Origin of the sequence: Arcticibacter sp. MXS-1 (assembly GCF_041902385.1) — a bacterium.
Taxonomy (GTDB): Bacteria; Bacteroidota; Bacteroidia; order Sphingobacteriales; family Sphingobacteriaceae; genus Arcticibacter.
In genome coordinates, this window is record NZ_CP169244.1 from 3069950 (window position 1) to 3086595 (window position 16646).

15 protein-coding genes are annotated in these 16646 nt (G+C 49.3%); 6 read left to right on the forward strand and 9 right to left on the reverse strand.

The window, feature by feature from the left end; translation table 11 throughout:
* Positions 1-22 precede the first annotated feature (22 nt).
* The gene (locus ACES2C_RS13195; RefSeq protein WP_374163562.1) at positions 23-1213 is read left to right on the forward strand and encodes an MFS transporter; all 1191 of its coding nucleotides are present in this window, start codon (positions 23-25) and stop codon (positions 1211-1213) included.
* Here ACES2C_RS13195 and ACES2C_RS13200 read toward each other — a convergent pair.
* The 7 genes from ACES2C_RS13200 to ACES2C_RS13230 form a co-directional block, all read right to left on the reverse strand.
* The gene (locus ACES2C_RS13200) at positions 1210-1683 is read right to left on the reverse strand and encodes a DUF4920 domain-containing protein (protein WP_374163563.1); all 474 of its coding nucleotides are present in this window, start codon (positions 1681-1683) and stop codon (positions 1210-1212) included. The genes ACES2C_RS13195 and ACES2C_RS13200 overlap by 4 nt on opposite strands.
* Before the next feature lie 44 nt (positions 1684-1727).
* Positions 1728-2645 (reverse strand): outer membrane beta-barrel family protein, encoded by a 918-nt coding sequence (locus tag ACES2C_RS13205; protein ID WP_374163564.1) that lies wholly within the window; start codon positions 2643-2645, stop codon positions 1728-1730.
* A complete protein-coding gene (locus ACES2C_RS13210; protein ID WP_374163565.1) occupies positions 2531-4171 on the reverse strand; it encodes an outer membrane beta-barrel protein in 1641 nt (546 codons plus the stop codon). The genes ACES2C_RS13205 and ACES2C_RS13210 overlap by 115 nt, the downstream gene beginning before the upstream one ends.
* A gap of 388 nt (positions 4172-4559) precedes the next feature.
* Complete coding sequence (locus ACES2C_RS13215) at positions 4560-6704, reverse strand: alpha-glucuronidase family glycosyl hydrolase (protein WP_374163566.1); 2145 nt, start codon at positions 6702-6704, stop codon at positions 4560-4562.
* Positions 6705-6716: 12 nt separating this feature from the next.
* Entirely contained in the window at positions 6717-8222 is a 1506-nt protein-coding gene (locus tag ACES2C_RS13220) for a glycoside hydrolase family 3 C-terminal domain-containing protein (protein WP_374163567.1), read from the reverse strand.
* 2 nt (positions 8223-8224) lie between these two features.
* Positions 8225-9340: a glycoside hydrolase family 3 protein gene (locus tag ACES2C_RS13225; protein ID WP_374163568.1), complete on the reverse strand. Its 1116-nt coding sequence runs from the start codon at positions 9338-9340 to the stop codon at positions 8225-8227.
* A gap of 663 nt (positions 9341-10003) precedes the next feature.
* A complete protein-coding gene (locus ACES2C_RS13230) occupies positions 10004-10165 on the reverse strand; it encodes a hypothetical protein (protein ID WP_374163569.1) in 162 nt (53 codons plus the stop codon).
* Positions 10166-10283: 118 nt separating this feature from the next.
* Between ACES2C_RS13230 and ACES2C_RS13235 the strand changes: the two genes are divergently transcribed.
* The 3 genes from ACES2C_RS13235 to ACES2C_RS13245 all read left to right on the forward strand — a co-directional run bounded on the left by ACES2C_RS13235 (position 10284) and on the right by ACES2C_RS13245 (position 12783).
* Positions 10284-11270, forward strand: coding sequence for an MBL fold metallo-hydrolase (locus ACES2C_RS13235; RefSeq protein ID WP_374163570.1), 987 nt, complete (start codon positions 10284-10286; stop codon positions 11268-11270).
* Positions 11271-11517: 247 nt separating this feature from the next.
* The gene (locus tag ACES2C_RS13240) at positions 11518-12198 is read left to right on the forward strand and encodes a GNAT family N-acetyltransferase (protein ID WP_374163571.1); all 681 of its coding nucleotides are present in this window, start codon (positions 11518-11520) and stop codon (positions 12196-12198) included.
* A gap of 90 nt (positions 12199-12288) precedes the next feature.
* Complete coding sequence (locus tag ACES2C_RS13245) at positions 12289-12783, forward strand: hypothetical protein (RefSeq protein WP_374163572.1); 495 nt, start codon at positions 12289-12291, stop codon at positions 12781-12783.
* A gap of 3 nt (positions 12784-12786) precedes the next feature.
* Here ACES2C_RS13245 and ACES2C_RS13250 read toward each other — a convergent pair whose 3' ends face one another.
* Positions 12787-13539, reverse strand: a complete 753-nt coding sequence (locus ACES2C_RS13250) for a hypothetical protein (protein WP_374163573.1) — start codon at positions 13537-13539, stop codon at positions 12787-12789.
* A gap of 169 nt (positions 13540-13708) precedes the next feature.
* Complete coding sequence (locus tag ACES2C_RS13255) at positions 13709-14608, reverse strand: LysR family transcriptional regulator (RefSeq protein WP_374163574.1); 900 nt, start codon at positions 14606-14608, stop codon at positions 13709-13711.
* A 178-nt stretch (positions 14609-14786) separates the two neighbouring features.
* Between ACES2C_RS13255 and ACES2C_RS13260 the strand changes: the two genes are divergently transcribed.
* Complete coding sequence (locus ACES2C_RS13260) at positions 14787-15425, forward strand: hypothetical protein (protein WP_374163575.1); 639 nt, start codon at positions 14787-14789, stop codon at positions 15423-15425.
* Positions 15383-16600 (forward strand): mechanosensitive ion channel family protein, encoded by a 1218-nt coding sequence (locus ACES2C_RS13265; protein WP_374163576.1) that lies wholly within the window; start codon positions 15383-15385, stop codon positions 16598-16600. The genes ACES2C_RS13260 and ACES2C_RS13265 overlap by 43 nt, the downstream gene beginning before the upstream one ends.
* Positions 16601-16646: the final 46 nt, after the last annotated feature.

Below are 16646 nucleotides of genomic sequence, written 5' to 3' on the forward strand. Positions count from 1 at the left end.
GTTTTTTTAAGCGACACTATTAATGGAATCAGACTCCGGCTTTTCGTATGCCCGCACCCGAATTGAAATCGCGGGCTTCGTTTTTCTTACCTTCATCGGCTACCTGATAATTGGTTTTTCGCTCGCTACCCTACCGGTTTTTATTCATCAGACCCTTGGCTACAGTACAGTGGTTGCCGGAGTGGTGATCAGTCTCCAATACATTACAACCTTCTTCGTCAGAGGCTATGCCGGCAGGATAGTCGATCAGCAGGGTCCCAAACAGGCAGTCTTGCGGGGGCTTGCTGTGTTCTCGCTAAGCGGATTGCTGCTCGCTCTGGCTGCCTCTTGCCGTTCATATCCTGCTCTTAGTCTCAGTGTACTTGTTGTTGCCCGCCTGGTAACCGGCTATGCAGAGGGAATGGTAGGCGTGAGCCCGGTAAACTGGGCCATGTTAAAAGTAGGAACAAAGCATACCAGTACAGCAATTTCCTACAATGGAATAGCCAGCTATGGAGCACTGGCTGTGGGAGCACCGGTCGGCGTTATTCTTGAACCCTATATAGGCCTTTCCGGATTGGGAATACTGATTGTTGCGATTGGACTCGGGGGCTTCCTGCTTGCCCGCTCCAAAGAGGGCTTGAAAGAAGTCAGTGTTACCGCGCGCCAGCCCTTCATGAAGGTTCTTGGAAAGGTCTCTCCCTTCGGCATCTGTCTTGCTTTAGGAGGCTTAGGGTTCGGTACCATCTCCACGTTCATCACGCTCTACTATCAATATAACGGATGGACCAATGGTGCCCTCAGCCTCACTGTGTTTGGAGCATTGTTCGTTCTGGGGAGGGTCTGTTTTAGCCATACCATTCAGCGCTACGGAGGACTTAAGGTAAGTGTTGTGAGTCTTGCATTTGAAACAGTGGGACTCATGCTGCTTTGGATGGCAAAAAGCCCGGAAGCCGCTCTGATAGGAGCAGGGGCTACCGGGCTTGGTTTTTCGTTGATATTTCCCGCTCTCGGTGTAGAGGCGGTAAAGCGGGTGTCGGCAGCCAACAAGGGTTCCGCCCTTGCGGGTTACGGGCTCTTTATCGATATCTCCCTCGGGATAACAGGACCGCTTGTAGGTACAGTAGCAGATCGGCTGGGGATGCTTAGCATATTTCCATTCAGCATGGCGATAGTCTTTCTCGGCCTGCTTCTTTGTATCTATATGCTCGCGTTCCTAAAGAAAGAGATTTAGTTTTTCACAATCACTCCGTCGGCGATAATCTCTATGTCCTTGCGTGGCTCTTTGATCTTCGCAATTTCTGCATCGCTTTTTCCTGCGTCTTTTGCAAAATGCTGCAGTCGCTCTACTGATGTTTCTTTCACTCTGGCTTTTCCTTCCAGCACAACGGTCTTTCCTACAATATTTTGAGGCATAAAGAAGCCGTAGTCCTTGAACCTGACCATGACGGGTTCGCTTCCGTTCCGTGCCAGCTTCATAAAGCAGCCCTTCTTTTTGCAAACCTCTGTTACAGTTCCCTCAATCTTTCCGGTATATACCGAATCGCTCTTTAGCTGACTTTCAACTTTGCCAAGTGAAGCGGCATCAGTTGCTGTGATCGTTTTTCCATAAGTAACACCAGGCGCAGCTGGCGTGATCTCATTTTGCGCTTTACCGGCAGTCACAGCAGCGCAAAGAGAAAGGGTAATCAGGAGTGTTCTCATATTCTTGAATTTGAAGTAAAAATAGCGTTTTGCACCGGATGTTTTTACTTCTTCAACCTGCCAGCTTCATCATCCAGAGCTGTAGACCTGTTCCGGCTTGGCTTAATCTCATTACTGCCAAATTTATAAGAAAGAGTAAGCCTCATTGTCCTGCTGTCGCCGCGCTGAAAGATGCGGTAGTCAAGCCCGGGATAAGCGCTGCTGATCTTTGCGTATCGTGTTTTGAAGATGTCGTTTACGGCCAGCTTCATATTCATCTTTTTATTCGCGAAACTCTTGTTCAAGCCTGCGTCAACAGTATAACGCGGCTTAAAGCGGAAGGTGCCATATATCATTTTCGACTGATAATTGCCGCTCAGCTCAATGCTCAGGGTCTTACTGGCAGTGAAATTCTGACTGTTGTAAACTTGAACAGCTGTCTGGTTGTTGTCTAAAACCTGCCCTGAGAGATCAGGCGACTTGAACTGATTGTTAAAGAGAGTGATGTTTGTGTTGCTGCTCCACCACTTCGTAAAAGTAAACGGTGCAGTGAGGTTCAGTGAGTAAGATATCTGTTCTGCCAGATTCGCATTTGTCTGGTAAAGAGCACTTTTTTCAGCGTCAGGAAGTACTACTTCCGCTATGCCGTCAGTGGTCCTGCTGTAACCAGCCGACAGGGTATACTTCTTATAGAGGGTGTAGGAGAGATCAAAGGTGTTGGTATACTCGGGTTTCAGGAAGGGATTCCCTCTGTTGAATGTATACCGGTCCAGGAAGTATTCAAAGGGGTTCAGCGCATCATAGCCCGGCCGCGTGATCCGCCTGCTGTAGGTCAGTCCAACCGTGTTGTTCTCGTTGGCAGTGAAGTTCAGCGCCGCGCTGGGAAAAAGTCCAGATAGTGACGTGTCGCAACTTGTCCGGTCGTAATCAGGTTGCCTTTTGAATTGGTCTGCTCTGCTCGAAGTCCCGCCTGAAGGTTCCACTTTTTAAACTCTTTTCTCGCGTTAACGTACGCTGCATTGATGTTCTCCTTGTACACGAAGTGGTTGCTTCGGCTGGGATCATTGTTCCAGACGTTGTTCTCAAAGCGGTTAAACTGAAAGTCGTTATCCGTCTTAACCCAGCTCGACTTGTACCCGGCTTCCACCTTCATCGTTTTACTGAGCGGATGCACGTAGTCGGCTTTTATGGCATAGATATCAATGTGCGAAGGAGTGTGGTTCTTTAATAATTCCGTGGTTTGACGACTTCCTGCAGTATAAAGATAGCGGTTGTCGTAGTCCGTCTTATCATTGCTGTAGTTGGTGGAATAGTCGGCATCGAGGGATAACTCACGTCCGTTAGAATCGAGGGTGCCTTTGTAGTTAAGATTATAACTTAGGTTACGATAAGTGGAATGCATCACGTTTCGGCTTTGTACGGTGGAGTCTGTAACGCCCGTTGAAGAACCGATCAGCGTGGTGTTGCCGAAATCGTCATTCCACTTGTTAAAGTATCCGTTGATCATTGCTCCCAAAGTGTGATTTTTGCTGATGAAAAAATCTGCCCCAGCCTTTACGCCGTGATTGTACCAATACCGCTCACCCTGCCCGGCTTGAGTAAACAAGCTTCTCACTCCGCCATAATTATTGATCCGGTCGATATTGGTTTGCTGCTGCCCCTCGTTGTTACCATAGTTATAGTTGCCGAACAGGTTAAACTTCTTGCTCCGGTTATTTAGTGAGATACCCGCGTTATTCTTGCGGTAATTTGAGTAACCGGCACCTGCCGTCAGGGTTCCGTTAGTTCCGAAATTCTTATTCTTCTTCAGTCGTATGTTGATGATCCCCGACTTGCCTTCCGCCTCGTAACGGGCAGACGGATTGGTGATAATTTCAAGGGATTCGATCTCGTTACTTTGCATATTCCTGAGCATATTGGCGAGGTCGGCCATGCTCAGGTAGGTGGGTTTCCCGTCAATCATGATCAGTACTCCCTGTTTACCTTTGAGTGAAATATTGTCGTCTTTATCCAGACTTACCCCTGGTGCCTTTTGTAATACCTCAAGCGCCGAAGAACCCGCTGATACCGTACTGCTTGCAACATTTACCACCAGCTTGTCTCCCTGCCGCTCAATAAAAGGCTTTTGAGCTGTTATGCGGACTTCCTGCAGCGTCTTTGTTGCCGCTGTCATCACGATAGTACCCAGGTCTACGTCGGCTTTCGCCTCAGTCACCGCGATTGTACGGCTGTAATATTTTTCAAGCCCTACCTGCGTGAGGAGTATTTTGTACTCTCCCCTGGGTACGTCTTTAAAAGAAAAACCTCCCTTTTCATCCGACATGACCGTCCTGATCAGAGTAGAGTCACTGGCGCGAATAAGGGATGCTGTTACATAATCGAGAGCCTTATTTTGAGCATCGGTGATTTTTCCGCTGATGTCGTTACCCCTGAGCTGGGGTGCTGCAAATCCCGAAGAGAGGATAGTGGTAAGAGTGCTCGTCAGGATGATAGTTGTGATTGTGTTCATGTTAAATTATTGTCTGATGATGATCAAAGCTATAGCGCAACGAGATCGAAGCCCAGTGGAATTAGGTGTAAAGGCAGGATGTCTCGGTAAACGGAAGGTTTGAGACGGTAAAAAAACTGGCGATGATTTGTCCGTGCTGATTAGCGTTATCCGAAAGGGCACGACCGGCTCCTTCTTGTCTTATCCATAGAAGGAAGGCCACCGGAGAATACCGGTGGCGCTTGGTAGTATGCGGGCCGGCAAGCCGACCCTTATATCCGTCATGCTTTTCACTATGTCACAGCCTCTCAGTTCTTGCTAATTAAGGAGCAAGTGAGGGAGCCTGAGCAGCTGAGGGGCGGCGGCCCGTGCTTGATGCATTTGTGTCAGGGAACGTTCCGGGCAAGATTTAAATGCCCGGAACGAAATGAAACTGCTGTTTTTCGTAAAACTCGAGATCGTGCGCGGGCTTCTCATACTGCTGCGGGATAGGCCTGCGCGAAAAGGTCTGAAAATAGAGGAGGCAGGCATCCCGCCACCATTTAGCCTCTTTCAGCTGGATCGCGAGCAAGGAGCTTACCTCGCTGAAGGTTCTCGGGTCAACTTTCGCCTTTTGCAGGTTCCAGCTCTGCTGTATTTCCTTTACCTGATCCACCCCCAGGTTGTAGCGGAAACACAGCTCCTCCCAGAGGGAACGGCCCGACTGAAGCCGTTGGTCCCAGTTCACGTGATGGAACCACAAGAGGTATTTCTCGGGGATAGAACCGATGTCACCATACTGCTTTCTGATCTCCGGCGCGTACTGCTCCAGCGCGTTGCTGCCTGTAGCGGTGCGGTTAAAGCCAATTCCGGCGCTGTCGGCCTTGTGGTAGTAAACGGAGGTCCAGTCTGCCCGCGGCTTATTGCTGATCCAGGGGCCGGGTCCGTAGTGGTGATCCCATCCCATGATATGGTGAAGACCGAGCGGCGTCATGTAGTTGACTACAGCCTCTCTCGATAGCATCATCATATCTGTCATTTTCTTATTGAAGTCCTTATCGGCAGCAAAAGTGAGCTTCAGCCAGTCTTCTGCAATTTGTTCAGCAGAGCCATAAGGATTCCAGGCAAGTCGCCCGAAGGCATACCAGTTGGCCTGCCCGAAGGGGTGACCGGTCCAGTTCAGGTCATTCCCGATATTGGCGACTCCCGCCATCCCGCTCAGCTGGTGATTATCCAGGCTCCCATCTATCACCTTTGCTACTGTAGAGCCCTTACCTTTGGCATAGGTGTCGGCTGCCAGCGTTTCCTTAAACAAAGCTCCCAGATAGACCAGGTGTGTGGCAAAGCCAAGGTATTCCTGGGTGATCTGAAACTCCATCATCATGGGCGTCTGGGGCATCGCTCCAAACAAGGGATGAAAAGGTTCGCGTGGCTGGAAGTCGATAGGGCCGTTCTTCACTTGTATCAGCACGTTCTTCCGGAACTGCCCGTCAAGGGGTTTAAATTCAGTGTAAGCCTGTTTAGCCCGGTCGGTCGGTACTTTATTATCGTACACAAAGGCTCTCCACATCACGATACCGCCACGGGGCTCAAGTGCCTCTGCGAGCATATTAGCACCATCTGCATGATTCCTTCCGTAGTTCTGCGGCCCGGGCTGCCCTTCAGAGTTCGCTTTTACCAGGAAGCCGCCAAAATCGGGTACATACCGATAGATCTCATCCGCTTTTTCTTTCCACCACTGCCTGACCTCCTTATCCATCGGATCGGCAGTCTTCAGGCCTCCAATTTCAATGGGAGCGCTGAAGCGGGCAGTCAGGTAAACCTTGATACCATACCGGCGGAAGACCTTAGCCAGTGCCGCAACTTTTTCAAGGTAGGAGGGGGTAAGGATAAGCGCATTGGCGTTGACATTTGTAAGTACCGTACCGTTGATGCCAATAGAGGCATTGGCTCTTGCATAATCAATATACCTGGGGTCCACATAGCCGGGAAGGCGCTGCCAGTCCCAGAGCGAAAAGCCCGCATAGCCACGCTCTACTGTCCGGTCGAGATTGTCCCAGTGATTGAGAACCCGCACCTTTACCTTTGGACGGTCAGAGATGGATAGCTGGTCGATCCGTTCCCCCAGCTGGATGCGCTGTATCAGAGCGAAGACGCCGTACAGAATGCCGCGTCCGGTATTAGCAGTAAGCACCGTTAGCTTCTTTCCTCCGCTTGTCACGCTCCTGATCAGAAATCCTTCATCGCCGCAGCTCTTCAGGTCAGTAGCGGGGATAAAGCGTGCGATGTCGGCACTATGCACTCCGACCATCAATGCCCCGCTCCGGCTCACCTTAGTCTGCTCCGGAATCGCGACGCCAAGCATGCTTTTCAGCGCGGTCCTCAATTCTTCCCGCGCTGAAGAAACGAGTTCTCCCTTATCGGGAAAGATGAGCTCCGTCAGGTTGTTTTTGTAGTGCAGGGACAGCTCTGCCCCCTTCACCGGACGGTAGTTCAGCCAGAGATCATAGCCATCCTTTGCCCTGGCACCCAGGCCAAGGATCAGCATGAGAACAAGAAGATGAAATCTTTTCATATCCGTATCCCTCTATTTGATCAGCATGGCTTTCCTGACGATATTTCCGCTGGCGGGCCTGGCCTCGTCCGGCTGACTGCCTCCAACTGCGAGTTCTACGCTTCCTCTCAGAGGTCGGGCAGTGCCGCTCTCCGTAATAAAAGTCAGATCCGAAGGCTTTAGATCAAAGCTGACCAGCTTGCTCTCGCCCGGCTGCAGACTTACCCTGCGGAAGCCTTTCAGTGCCTTTACTGGGGTTTTGATCGATGTGTTTTTATTCACGACGTACAGCTGTGCCACTTCTTCGCCGGCCATCTTGCCCGTGTTGGTGATACGTACTGCTACTTTCATTCCTTTTCCAGCCAGAGGCGTCGGCGCGTTCAACTGGTCGTATTTGAAGGATGAATAGCTCAGGCCATAGCCAAATCCATAGAGAGGCCGTCCCTTAAAGTAACGGTAGGTGCGACCATCCATCGTGTAGTCCGTAAAAGGAGGAAGGTCGCTGTCGCTGGCATAAAAAGTAACCGGCAGGCGACCTGAGGGATTGTAGTCGCCAAAAAGGATATCGGCTACGGCAGCACCAGCCGCCTGTCCGCCGTACCAAGCGTTAAGGATAGCCGGTACGTTTTCGGCCTCCCAGGGGATGGCAATAGCACTGCCTGTCATCATTACAAAAACAACCGGCTTTCCGGTCGACTTCAGGGCTTTCATCAGTTCCGTTTGCACCTTCGGAAGCAGGATCGACGTCCTGTCACCGCCATTGAATCCCGGAGCGTTTACTTTCATTTCTTCGCCTTCCAGTTGCGGTGAAATGCCGCCGGCAAAAACAAAGGCGTCCGCATCTTTGAACCGCTCAGCAAGTGCAGCGAAGTCGGTCTTCTGATAATGTCCTGCGGCCAGCTTCACGTTTGCCATACCTTCGCCCTGCCAGTACTCCAGCACCAGACGATAAACCGAGTCTTTTTTTATCTGCAGATCGTAGGTCTTCGCACCCCAGCGATTCCTGCTCCATGCGTCGATCACCTCTTTGCCGTTTACAAGGAAGTGGTAGCCATCGTCGGCCTGCACTTCGAATGTTAAGGCTCCATCAGCTGCCGCTTTATAATCGGTGGTATATCTGGCAGAAAAGTTTCTCGCTCTGATCTGGCCGCTTACCTGCTGGCCTTCCTGCCAGAAATGGTCGAGTGTTGCTTCCTGCACCTGCACAGGCGCACCCTGCAGTTCCTTGTTGTCGAAATACTCCGCCCGGAAGCCCCGCTTCCCGTCGAAGGAATAGCTGCTGCTCTGGTCCTGATACACCAGCAGGGTATCGTCTGTGAAATTGATGGCCTTTTCGTATTCCACAAGGGTGTTCTTTCCCACCTTATCTTTGATTCCCTGCAATACTGTGCTCAGCTTTGAAGGCGTTCCGTTGTAATTACCCAATATGGAAATGCTGTTATCGGCATTGGGACCCAGCACCACGATCTTCTTCAGGTCTTTTTTCAGAGGAAGCGTGTTGTTCTCGTTCTTCAGCAACACCATCGACTGCCGCGCCATCTTCAGGGCATGAGCTGCATGGGGGCGCTTTCCAGTACAGACAGCGGAGCTTTTGCGAACTTCACCATGGCAGGCGGATCGAACATTCCCAGCCGGAAGCGGATCATGAACAGCCGTTTAACCGATATGTCGATCTGTCCTTCCGAAAGGATACCGCTTTTAACTGCCTGCACGAGCGACTTGTACGCATCGGTACCGCATTCCACGTCCGTGCCATGAAATACAGCGTCGGCAGAAGCAGTTTTGGCGTCGGCGTGGGTCTTATGATGTTTAAAGAAGTCGTCAATGGCCCAGCAATCGGAAGTCACATAGCCGTTGAACTTCCATTGATTACGAAGGATGTCGTTCATGAGCAGGTCGCTTGCACAGCAGGGTTGGGTTCTGAAGGCATTGTAAGCGCACATGACACCGGCCACTTTAGAATCAATAACCAGTTTTTTAAATGCCGGAAGATAGGTATCCCACAGGTCGTAGGGGCTCACATCCACGTCGAACTCGTGTCGGATGGGCTCCGGACCGCTGTGCACGGCGTAATGCTTAGCACAGGCAGCAGCTTTCAGATACTTGGGGTCATTGCCCTGAAGTCCCTTTACAAAAGCATCGCCCAGGGCGGCAGTCAGAAAAGGATCTTCGCCGTAGGTTTCCTGTCCACGGCCCCAGCGCGGATCGCGGAAGATGTTAATGTTCGGCGTCCAGTACGTGAGCCCCAGGTACCGCTCGCTGGTCCTGCCCGTTCTCACCGCCTCGTTATAGATCGCTCGCCCTTCCATGGCAGAATAATCGGCCATGGTAAAGAGGGAAGAAGGATCAAAAGTAGCAGCCATCGCCACCGCCTGCGGAAAGACTGTAACCTTGAAGGGTGTACGGGCGACACCGTGAAGCGTCTCATTCCACCAGTCGTATGCCGGAATTCCCAGCCTCGGAATGGCGGGCGACGCGTTCAGCATCTGTGATACTTTTTCTTCCAGGCTAAGGCGTCCCACAAGGTCATTCACGCGTTGTTCGAACGTCAGCTTGTAGTTCTGAAAGGGATATTTTGCCGTCTGCGCAGTGCAGAGCAAAGAGCACAGGAAAAAGCAGATGGTAAGGGCAAAGGGCCTAACTTTTAAAGATTTCATGAGATTGGTCGTGTTTTATGGCAAGGGCTTGCTTCCGGAAAAGTTCCTTTTCATTCGAATCCAGAGCTCCTGCTTGCTTCAGGTAAGCTCATTATCCGGATCGGTACCTGTTTGTTAAGAAGATTAAAAGATTGCAGACTTCGTTTCGCTGATTTTATTCCTTAGCCTGCAGTAATTTGTTCGGATCTTCAGGAAGCTTTCTGTGGTGTGCATGTTCATATCTGGTCTTTTCAATTTCCGGTTAAAGGTCAGTTTGGCTTATTTTTGTTTTTCTGGCGCGATCAGTCACGTTCTGTAAGACAAGACCCGTATCCACCATAAATATATTTAAGCTAAAAGTAGGAGCTTGTCGTTAAATATCCTACTTTCAATCCAGCTGTTAAACATTTGTTACACGTTTTTGTTAGTTTGTTGTAGCCGGGATGGCCTTTTATGCGTCCGGTGAGCGGTTCTTTTCCTGCTGTAGTTATGGTTTGATTTGCCTCTGATTTGCCCCTGATTATCCCCATACCTGATATGCAGCAGCGTTTAAGCAAGGAAGCAGCCACCATGTAGCCACGTTTTCCGTGGAAAGGGTGGCTTGAAGGAGGCTATTCAGGTGCTTTATAAATTCTTCATTTCAGGCATGGGGATAATCATTCCCTATTGATTCTCATCTCATTTCTATTTATCAATGCTATTCGTATAACTATAGAGGTACAGAATATGGGAATAGGGCTGCAGGGGCTCCTGAGCTGATGTCGTGGCGTCCGCCCTGAGGTTTTCTGTGTCTGACTTAAATGGAGCCGGCGTCACGTTTAGAGTAAAACCAGCATTTGAATTCACCAGGATCTCTTTTTTTAATTAATGCAGAATGAAAAAGGTAGTTTTGATGTCAGTTAAATCAGCGATTTTTGGGGTCAATATGGAAGGTTGATCGCCTACTGCTGGTGCAGACTAACAAATGAAAAAATTAATGTACATTGTTTTAATTGTTATCCTCCTTCTTGTGGTTGGTGGATTTATTGTCCTGCAGCAGGACGTCTTTGGCGCCAGGCCTTCGGGGGCGCGTCTCGAACTGATCAGAAAGTCAAAGAACTACCGGGATGGAAAGTTTCAGAACCAAACGTTTACTCCGGCCCTGGCCGAAGGCTATAATTACATCGGCGTACTCTATAATTTCCTGATCAGGAAGAAAGACGCAGTAGAACCCACGGACAGTATTCCAAGTGTGAGCACCGATTTAAAGTCCCTTCCCGCCGGAAACCTGCTGGTGTGGTTTGGGCATTCCTCGTACCTGATGCAGCTGGAAGGGAAGACGATCCTGGTAGATCCTGTGCTGGGTAATTATGCAGCTCCCTTTCCGGGGATGAACCGCCCCTTTAAGGGAACTGACCGCTACCATGCAGAGGATTTGCCTCCGATCGATTATTTACTCATTACCCATGATCATTATGATCATCTGGATTACAAGACCATCTTGAAGCTTAGAGGTAAAGTAGGGAAAGTAGTGTGTGCTCTTGGCGTTGGAGCTTATTTAGAGAAGTGGGGCTACTCCTCCTCTTCGCTGATTGAAAAAGACTGGGGTGATCAGGTTAAGCTTGATAGCAATATCACCCTGTACTTTACGCCAGCCCGTCATTTTTCGGGACGGAGCATCTTTTCAAATAATACCTTGTGGACCTCCTACGTGCTGGAGACACCATCAAAAAGGATCTTTGTGGGAGGTGACAGCGGGTACGATAAGCACTTTGCGGAGCTGGGGCAGAAGTTTGGCGGATTTGATCTGGCTATTCTCGAGAATGGCCAATACAACGAAGCATGGTGTTATATTCATACCCTGCCCGCTGAATTCCTGAAGGTTGCGAAAGACCTGCAGGCAAAACGCGTGTTTCCTGTTCACTCGGCTAAGTTTAACCTGGGGGGCATCCATGGTATGAGCCGTTTGTAAAGCTGACCGAGCTAAACAAGGATGTGAACCAGCCGCTTGTTACTCCTATGATTGGAGAGCTTGTGGAACTGGATAATCCGGATCAGCAGTTTAAGAAGTGGTGGGAGGGAATAAGATAGCCTGCGCGCGATAAAGGCAACGCTTTTTGATGACAGATGTTTAATTTCGCATTCCGCATGCCGCAGCGGATATGGCAGTATGGTCTTTTGCCATTCGTGTTCTTTAAGGCGGTATTAAAAGAAGAAAAGTGAATCACGTTCTGGATAACCCAATTTTCAATGCCCTTAACACGGGTAATGCCCACATAGCGCAGGGCAGTAGCAATGCAAAATATTATGTTCGCGATGTGGCGTTCTTTGCCGGTCTCAAAGATAACACCGGTCATGAATTTCAAGAGTTACGTGAATTGCTTCCGGAAAAGTCGGTTGCAGTTCTTTTTACTCCTGCAGGGATAAACGTTCCTTCGGGATGGAATCTGATGGTTGAGAAGAAGCTTCTGCAAATGACATACGAAACACAGCGCACCCCTGCTATTGAAGGGGCGCCTCTGGTTTCGCTGGACTATCCGGATCTCGATAAGATTCAGTCTCTTATTTCCCTGACGAACCCAGGTCCTTTTATGGACAGGACGTTGGAATTTGGAAATTACGAGGGCATTTTCGACGGAGAGAATCTGGTTGCCATGGCAGGACAGCGGATGAAGCCGGGCAACTATACGGAGATTAGTGCCGTCTGTACCCATCCCGACTATTGCGGCAGAGGTTATGCCGCCCGGCTGATAACTAGTCAGGTAAGAAAGATAACCGCTGAAGGGAGAAAACCATTTCTTCATGTGTTGCCCGATAATATTCCGGCTTGTAAACTTTATGGAAAACTAGGATTTCAGATAAGAAGAGAGCTTTTGGTTACAGTTGTGGAGCGTGCGTAATGAGGTTCTGCCGGGTCGCTGTATTTTATGTGCTTATCGGTTTGAAACTTTTGATTTTTTCGTATGTTTATCATTCTCTAAACCAATAAGATGAACCGACTCTGTTTCTTTTTTCTGATGTTGTGTGCATTGTCTGGTCGCCTGTTTGGCCAGCAGGTGCCTGATTACGATTCAGTCAAGCTTCAGCAACCCGGCGATTACGCAGTGGCTGAGAGCGCAGCTCTTGCTGCCTCCAATTATATTCTTTCGACACCAGTTACCGACGACGCGCAAAGGTTAAAGTCGATGCAGTTCCTTATCCGCTGGATGGGAGGCACTCCTGACTACAAGTTTGTGCTGGACGGCCCGGTTGTGACCATGCGGGGAGACAACAGTGATCTGCTCGGTGTATACATGGCATGCATGACCAAGTTTTGCATAGAAAACAAGGTTCAGTGCAAAGATGCCGAAAAAGTGACGGTCAATTCCGTAAGATCCCTTTTATCGTACTGCTCTAATCCCTCCAACGGGATCAGGATGAAGGCGGAGATGAAGAGGCTGAAGGAAGCTGATGAAAAAGGTCGGCTCGAGGCTGCACTGAAATAGCACTCAATCTTCGGGCTCAAGCATTTGTATCCGATAGACCTGCCTGACATCTGCCTCAGAATATTCACTTTGAAAGGCCGCAGTCATGTCCTCAATCAAACCGTACTGCCTTAAAGGTCCTTCGTTTAATTCGCTTGTAGATGCCGGGCGGGCGCCTAAAAGCGTAGGACTAAAAACGTAAACGTGCTCTTCATTGTTGTATCTCAACTTCATCGCTCCTGAGGAATTAAGTCTTACCAGTTCGCCTTTTATCTCCGGCCCGCCCAATCCCTCAGGAAAAAGGTGTAGTTCTGAACGTTTGAGATTAAATCCGTAGTAGCCGTTAAGGGGATAGGGAAGCTCGCTCTTCAGTCGTGCTTCGATGGATTTTCGGACAAGCGAATCTTTGGCGATTACTAGATTTTGGTACCGTACCATCCTGTAAAGCTGATAGCTCCTTACTACCCGCACTTTTAATAGCACTCTGTTGCGGTTTTTTTCATCTCTGATGTTGATATCAGTCGATCCAATCTTAAGTCCGTTGACACGTATCCTGCCATCTCCTGCTTCTGTGTGCGCTATATCCGGATAGAGCGGAGTCGCTGAAAAGCCGGGCCTGATCTGTTCAATTGTTAGGATTGTATCGCTTCCAAGAGTAAGGACCAGGGGAATTTCGAGCAGAGCGGGTTGTTTTTCTTCGTCCCTGCAGCTTATCGCTGAAAACAAAGTCAGCACAAGCGGTGCGGTCAGTAATGTTTTTAAAGGCTTGGTTGTCATAATAAAATGGCATTCAGTTGGTTAAATGTACGCAAAGTTCTTCTTAAACCCAGCGTTTGTTTTGTTGAAATAAAAAGAGTCGTGCTTCTTTTTCGTGAAAGTGTATTTGTTTTTTTAATAGCCACAAAGAACATTCAAGCAGCCTTCATTTCCTGTTTGAGTGCGCAGCTCATGAATGTTTTTTGTGCTGCTCAGCAAAACGAATAAAAAGGGCAGATAGAGAAAGAGGCTGACCGTGCAATTGAATAAAGGAGAACGGACGTTTAATGGAAAGTCCTTTTATATCGATAATCCTGCAATCGCCTGCTTTTAACTCCTTGAATATGGCAGCTACGGACAGGAAGGCAAGGCAGTTGCTGTTGAGAAGATAAGACTTGATACTCTCGGGACTTCCCAGCTCCATTTCGATTTGCAGATCCGCCAGTCTGATATTGTGTTCTTTAAGTGCATGGGCGAGTACTTCGAGCGTGCCCGAGCCGGGCTCCCTGACCAATAAAGGGTACTTCTTCAGGTCTTCGGGCCTGATCGCATCTTTCTTGAAAGCAGGGTTGGCTGAACCTGCAACAAGGACGATCTCATCCTGAATGAACCCCTGGTAGTTTAGATTCGGGTTTCGTGTATATCCTTCGATCATTCCCAGGTCAATGTCTTTATGTAACAGTGCGTTCTCGATCTGCTCGGTATTTGCCGTCATCAGCCTGACCTTGATGTCTTTGAACCGGCTGTGAAACTGGGCAAGGATGGGAGGGATGATGTACTGAGCTATTGTTGTGCTGGCTCCAATTTTCAGAACGCCTTTGTGCTGGCTGGTCAGCGTGTTCATCTCGAACTCCAGTTCTTTATATACCGAGGACAGGCGCTCGGTATAGCGCAGCAGGACTTCGCCGGCGGGGGTGAGTCTGATCTTCCTGTTTCCGCTTCTTTCAAATAGGGATAGCTTAAAGTGAGATTCAAGCTCGCGGATGTGTTTCGTGACAGCAGGCTGTGTAATGAAAAGCTCCTCTGCCGCCCTGGTGAAACTTCGCCTCCGGGCAACAACATGAAACACATGTAATCGGAAATCGAACATAAGAACCAAACATATCTTTTTTTGTCCATAAATCATGATAATTAAAAGTAATGGAGGATTACCGGCCGGACTGTTGGCTTAAGAGTATGATTGCTGCTGCTCGCAGCGCGCTGCCAAACATATAGGGGAAAAGGTTGTTTGGGTGGTAGGTGAAAAACGTCTGTTTTAAGTTTACTTTATGATGCAATATACGCCTTCTACTACCATTCTTATTCGATCTAAATGGACACTGTTCTTAATTGTCTTGCTGTCGTTCTGTTCTCCTGATTTGTATTCCCAGGCGTCGCTCATTCCAAATGACACCTCCAAAAAGACAGAGGCCGCACCTGCTTATCCTGCTGATTCCCTTGGGCGAAGAACGCCGCGGGGGACGGTAGAGGGCTTTATTGCTGCCGTGGCCAAGGGCGATTACAAGAAGGCTTCACTCTATCTCAGGATTGATAAGAAACTAAAAAAGGATCAGGATTCAGTGAAGCTTGCAAAATCACTGCAGCTGCTGCTTGATCAGCAGGGTAGTATTCTGCCTTATTCTATTATCAGTGACAAGCCGGAGGGGGCACAGAACGATAACCTTGGTCCCAACCTGGACAGGATAGGCACTGCAACTGTGAATAAGGAAGCCTTCGATCTGATCCTGGAAAGCAATGAGAGTCCTGAGGGACCCCTCTGGCTGTTTTCATCCCAGACCCTGGAGCGAATCCCTTTGGAAATAGAGAATGCTGGCGACAAAGCGCTGGTGAATAAAGTGTCGCCGGACGTTTTGACGGAGCACCAGTGGGGGGAGTACCTATTGCTCATTGGCTTGCCTTTATCCTGATCCTGGTGCTGGCCTACCTGCTCTCAATTGCGATCACCCAATTGGTGCTCTTCCTGATACCACTGATGTGGCGCAAGGCCAGGAATGAAGCGACATCCGGTATTATTTCAGCTTTCGTGCTGCCAGTACGACTGTATCTCACTGTCTGGCTCTTTATATTCGGAAGTCAGCAAGCAGGGATCTCTATCATTGTGCGACAGCGGTTCAATAATCTGACCCTTATCGCTCTGGTCATCGCCCTTTTTATCCTGCTATGGCGGCTGGTGGATTTTATTACCAGACTGGTGCAAAGACGGCTGGCCAGACACAGAAATCAGGCAGGGATTTCGGCTCTTCTTTTTTTGCGCAGGGCTGCCAAGATAGCTTTGGCTATTATCGCCGTTATTATTATCCTCGACATATTTGGTTTTAACGTGACCACCGGCCTGGCAGCTCTCGGAATAGGAGGTATTGCCCTGGCATTAGGTGCTCAGAAGACCATGGAGAACTTTGTCGGCAGCGTGACGCTCATCGCCGACCAGCCAATCCGGGTAGGCGACTTCTGCAAAGTGGGAGATATCGTGGGAACTGTGGAGCAGATCGGGATGAGATCAACGCAGATCAGAACGCTGGACCGTACTATTGTCACGATTCCAAACGGCGAGTTTTCGTCGCTGAAGATTGAGAACTATGCACCCCGGGACCGGTTCTGGTTTCATCCAATCTTCAGGATCCGGCTTGACACGACTCCCGACCAGATACGTTTTCTGTTGGTTGAGCTTAGGACCATACTTTACTCGCATCCGAAAGTGAATCCTGATCCGGCGCGGATCAGGATGATTGAAATTGCTCCCGACTGTCTTAAGCTGGAAGTGTTTGCTTATGTGGATGCCATTGATTTTGACCGTTTCCTGGAAGTGCAGGAAGATCTTTTTCTAAGAATGATGGATGTCATTGAGAAGAGCGGAACCGGGTTTGCGATGCCTTCTCAAACCATCTACCTCGGCAAGGATAAAGGCAACTCGGGTGACAAGGCTGCTGCGGTTTCTGAGCAGGTCAGGAGCTGGCGCGAGGCTGATGAAATGCCCATCCCTTATTTTAGTCCAGAGAAGATCGGGGAGTTAAAAGGCAGTATCCCCTACCCGCCGGAGGGTTCTGTGGCCAGGAAGAACATGCAGCAGAACAGTAAGGGGTAGAATCATTTTTAGCAATTCCGGGAGCGGGATCTGTTACCTTTGAACC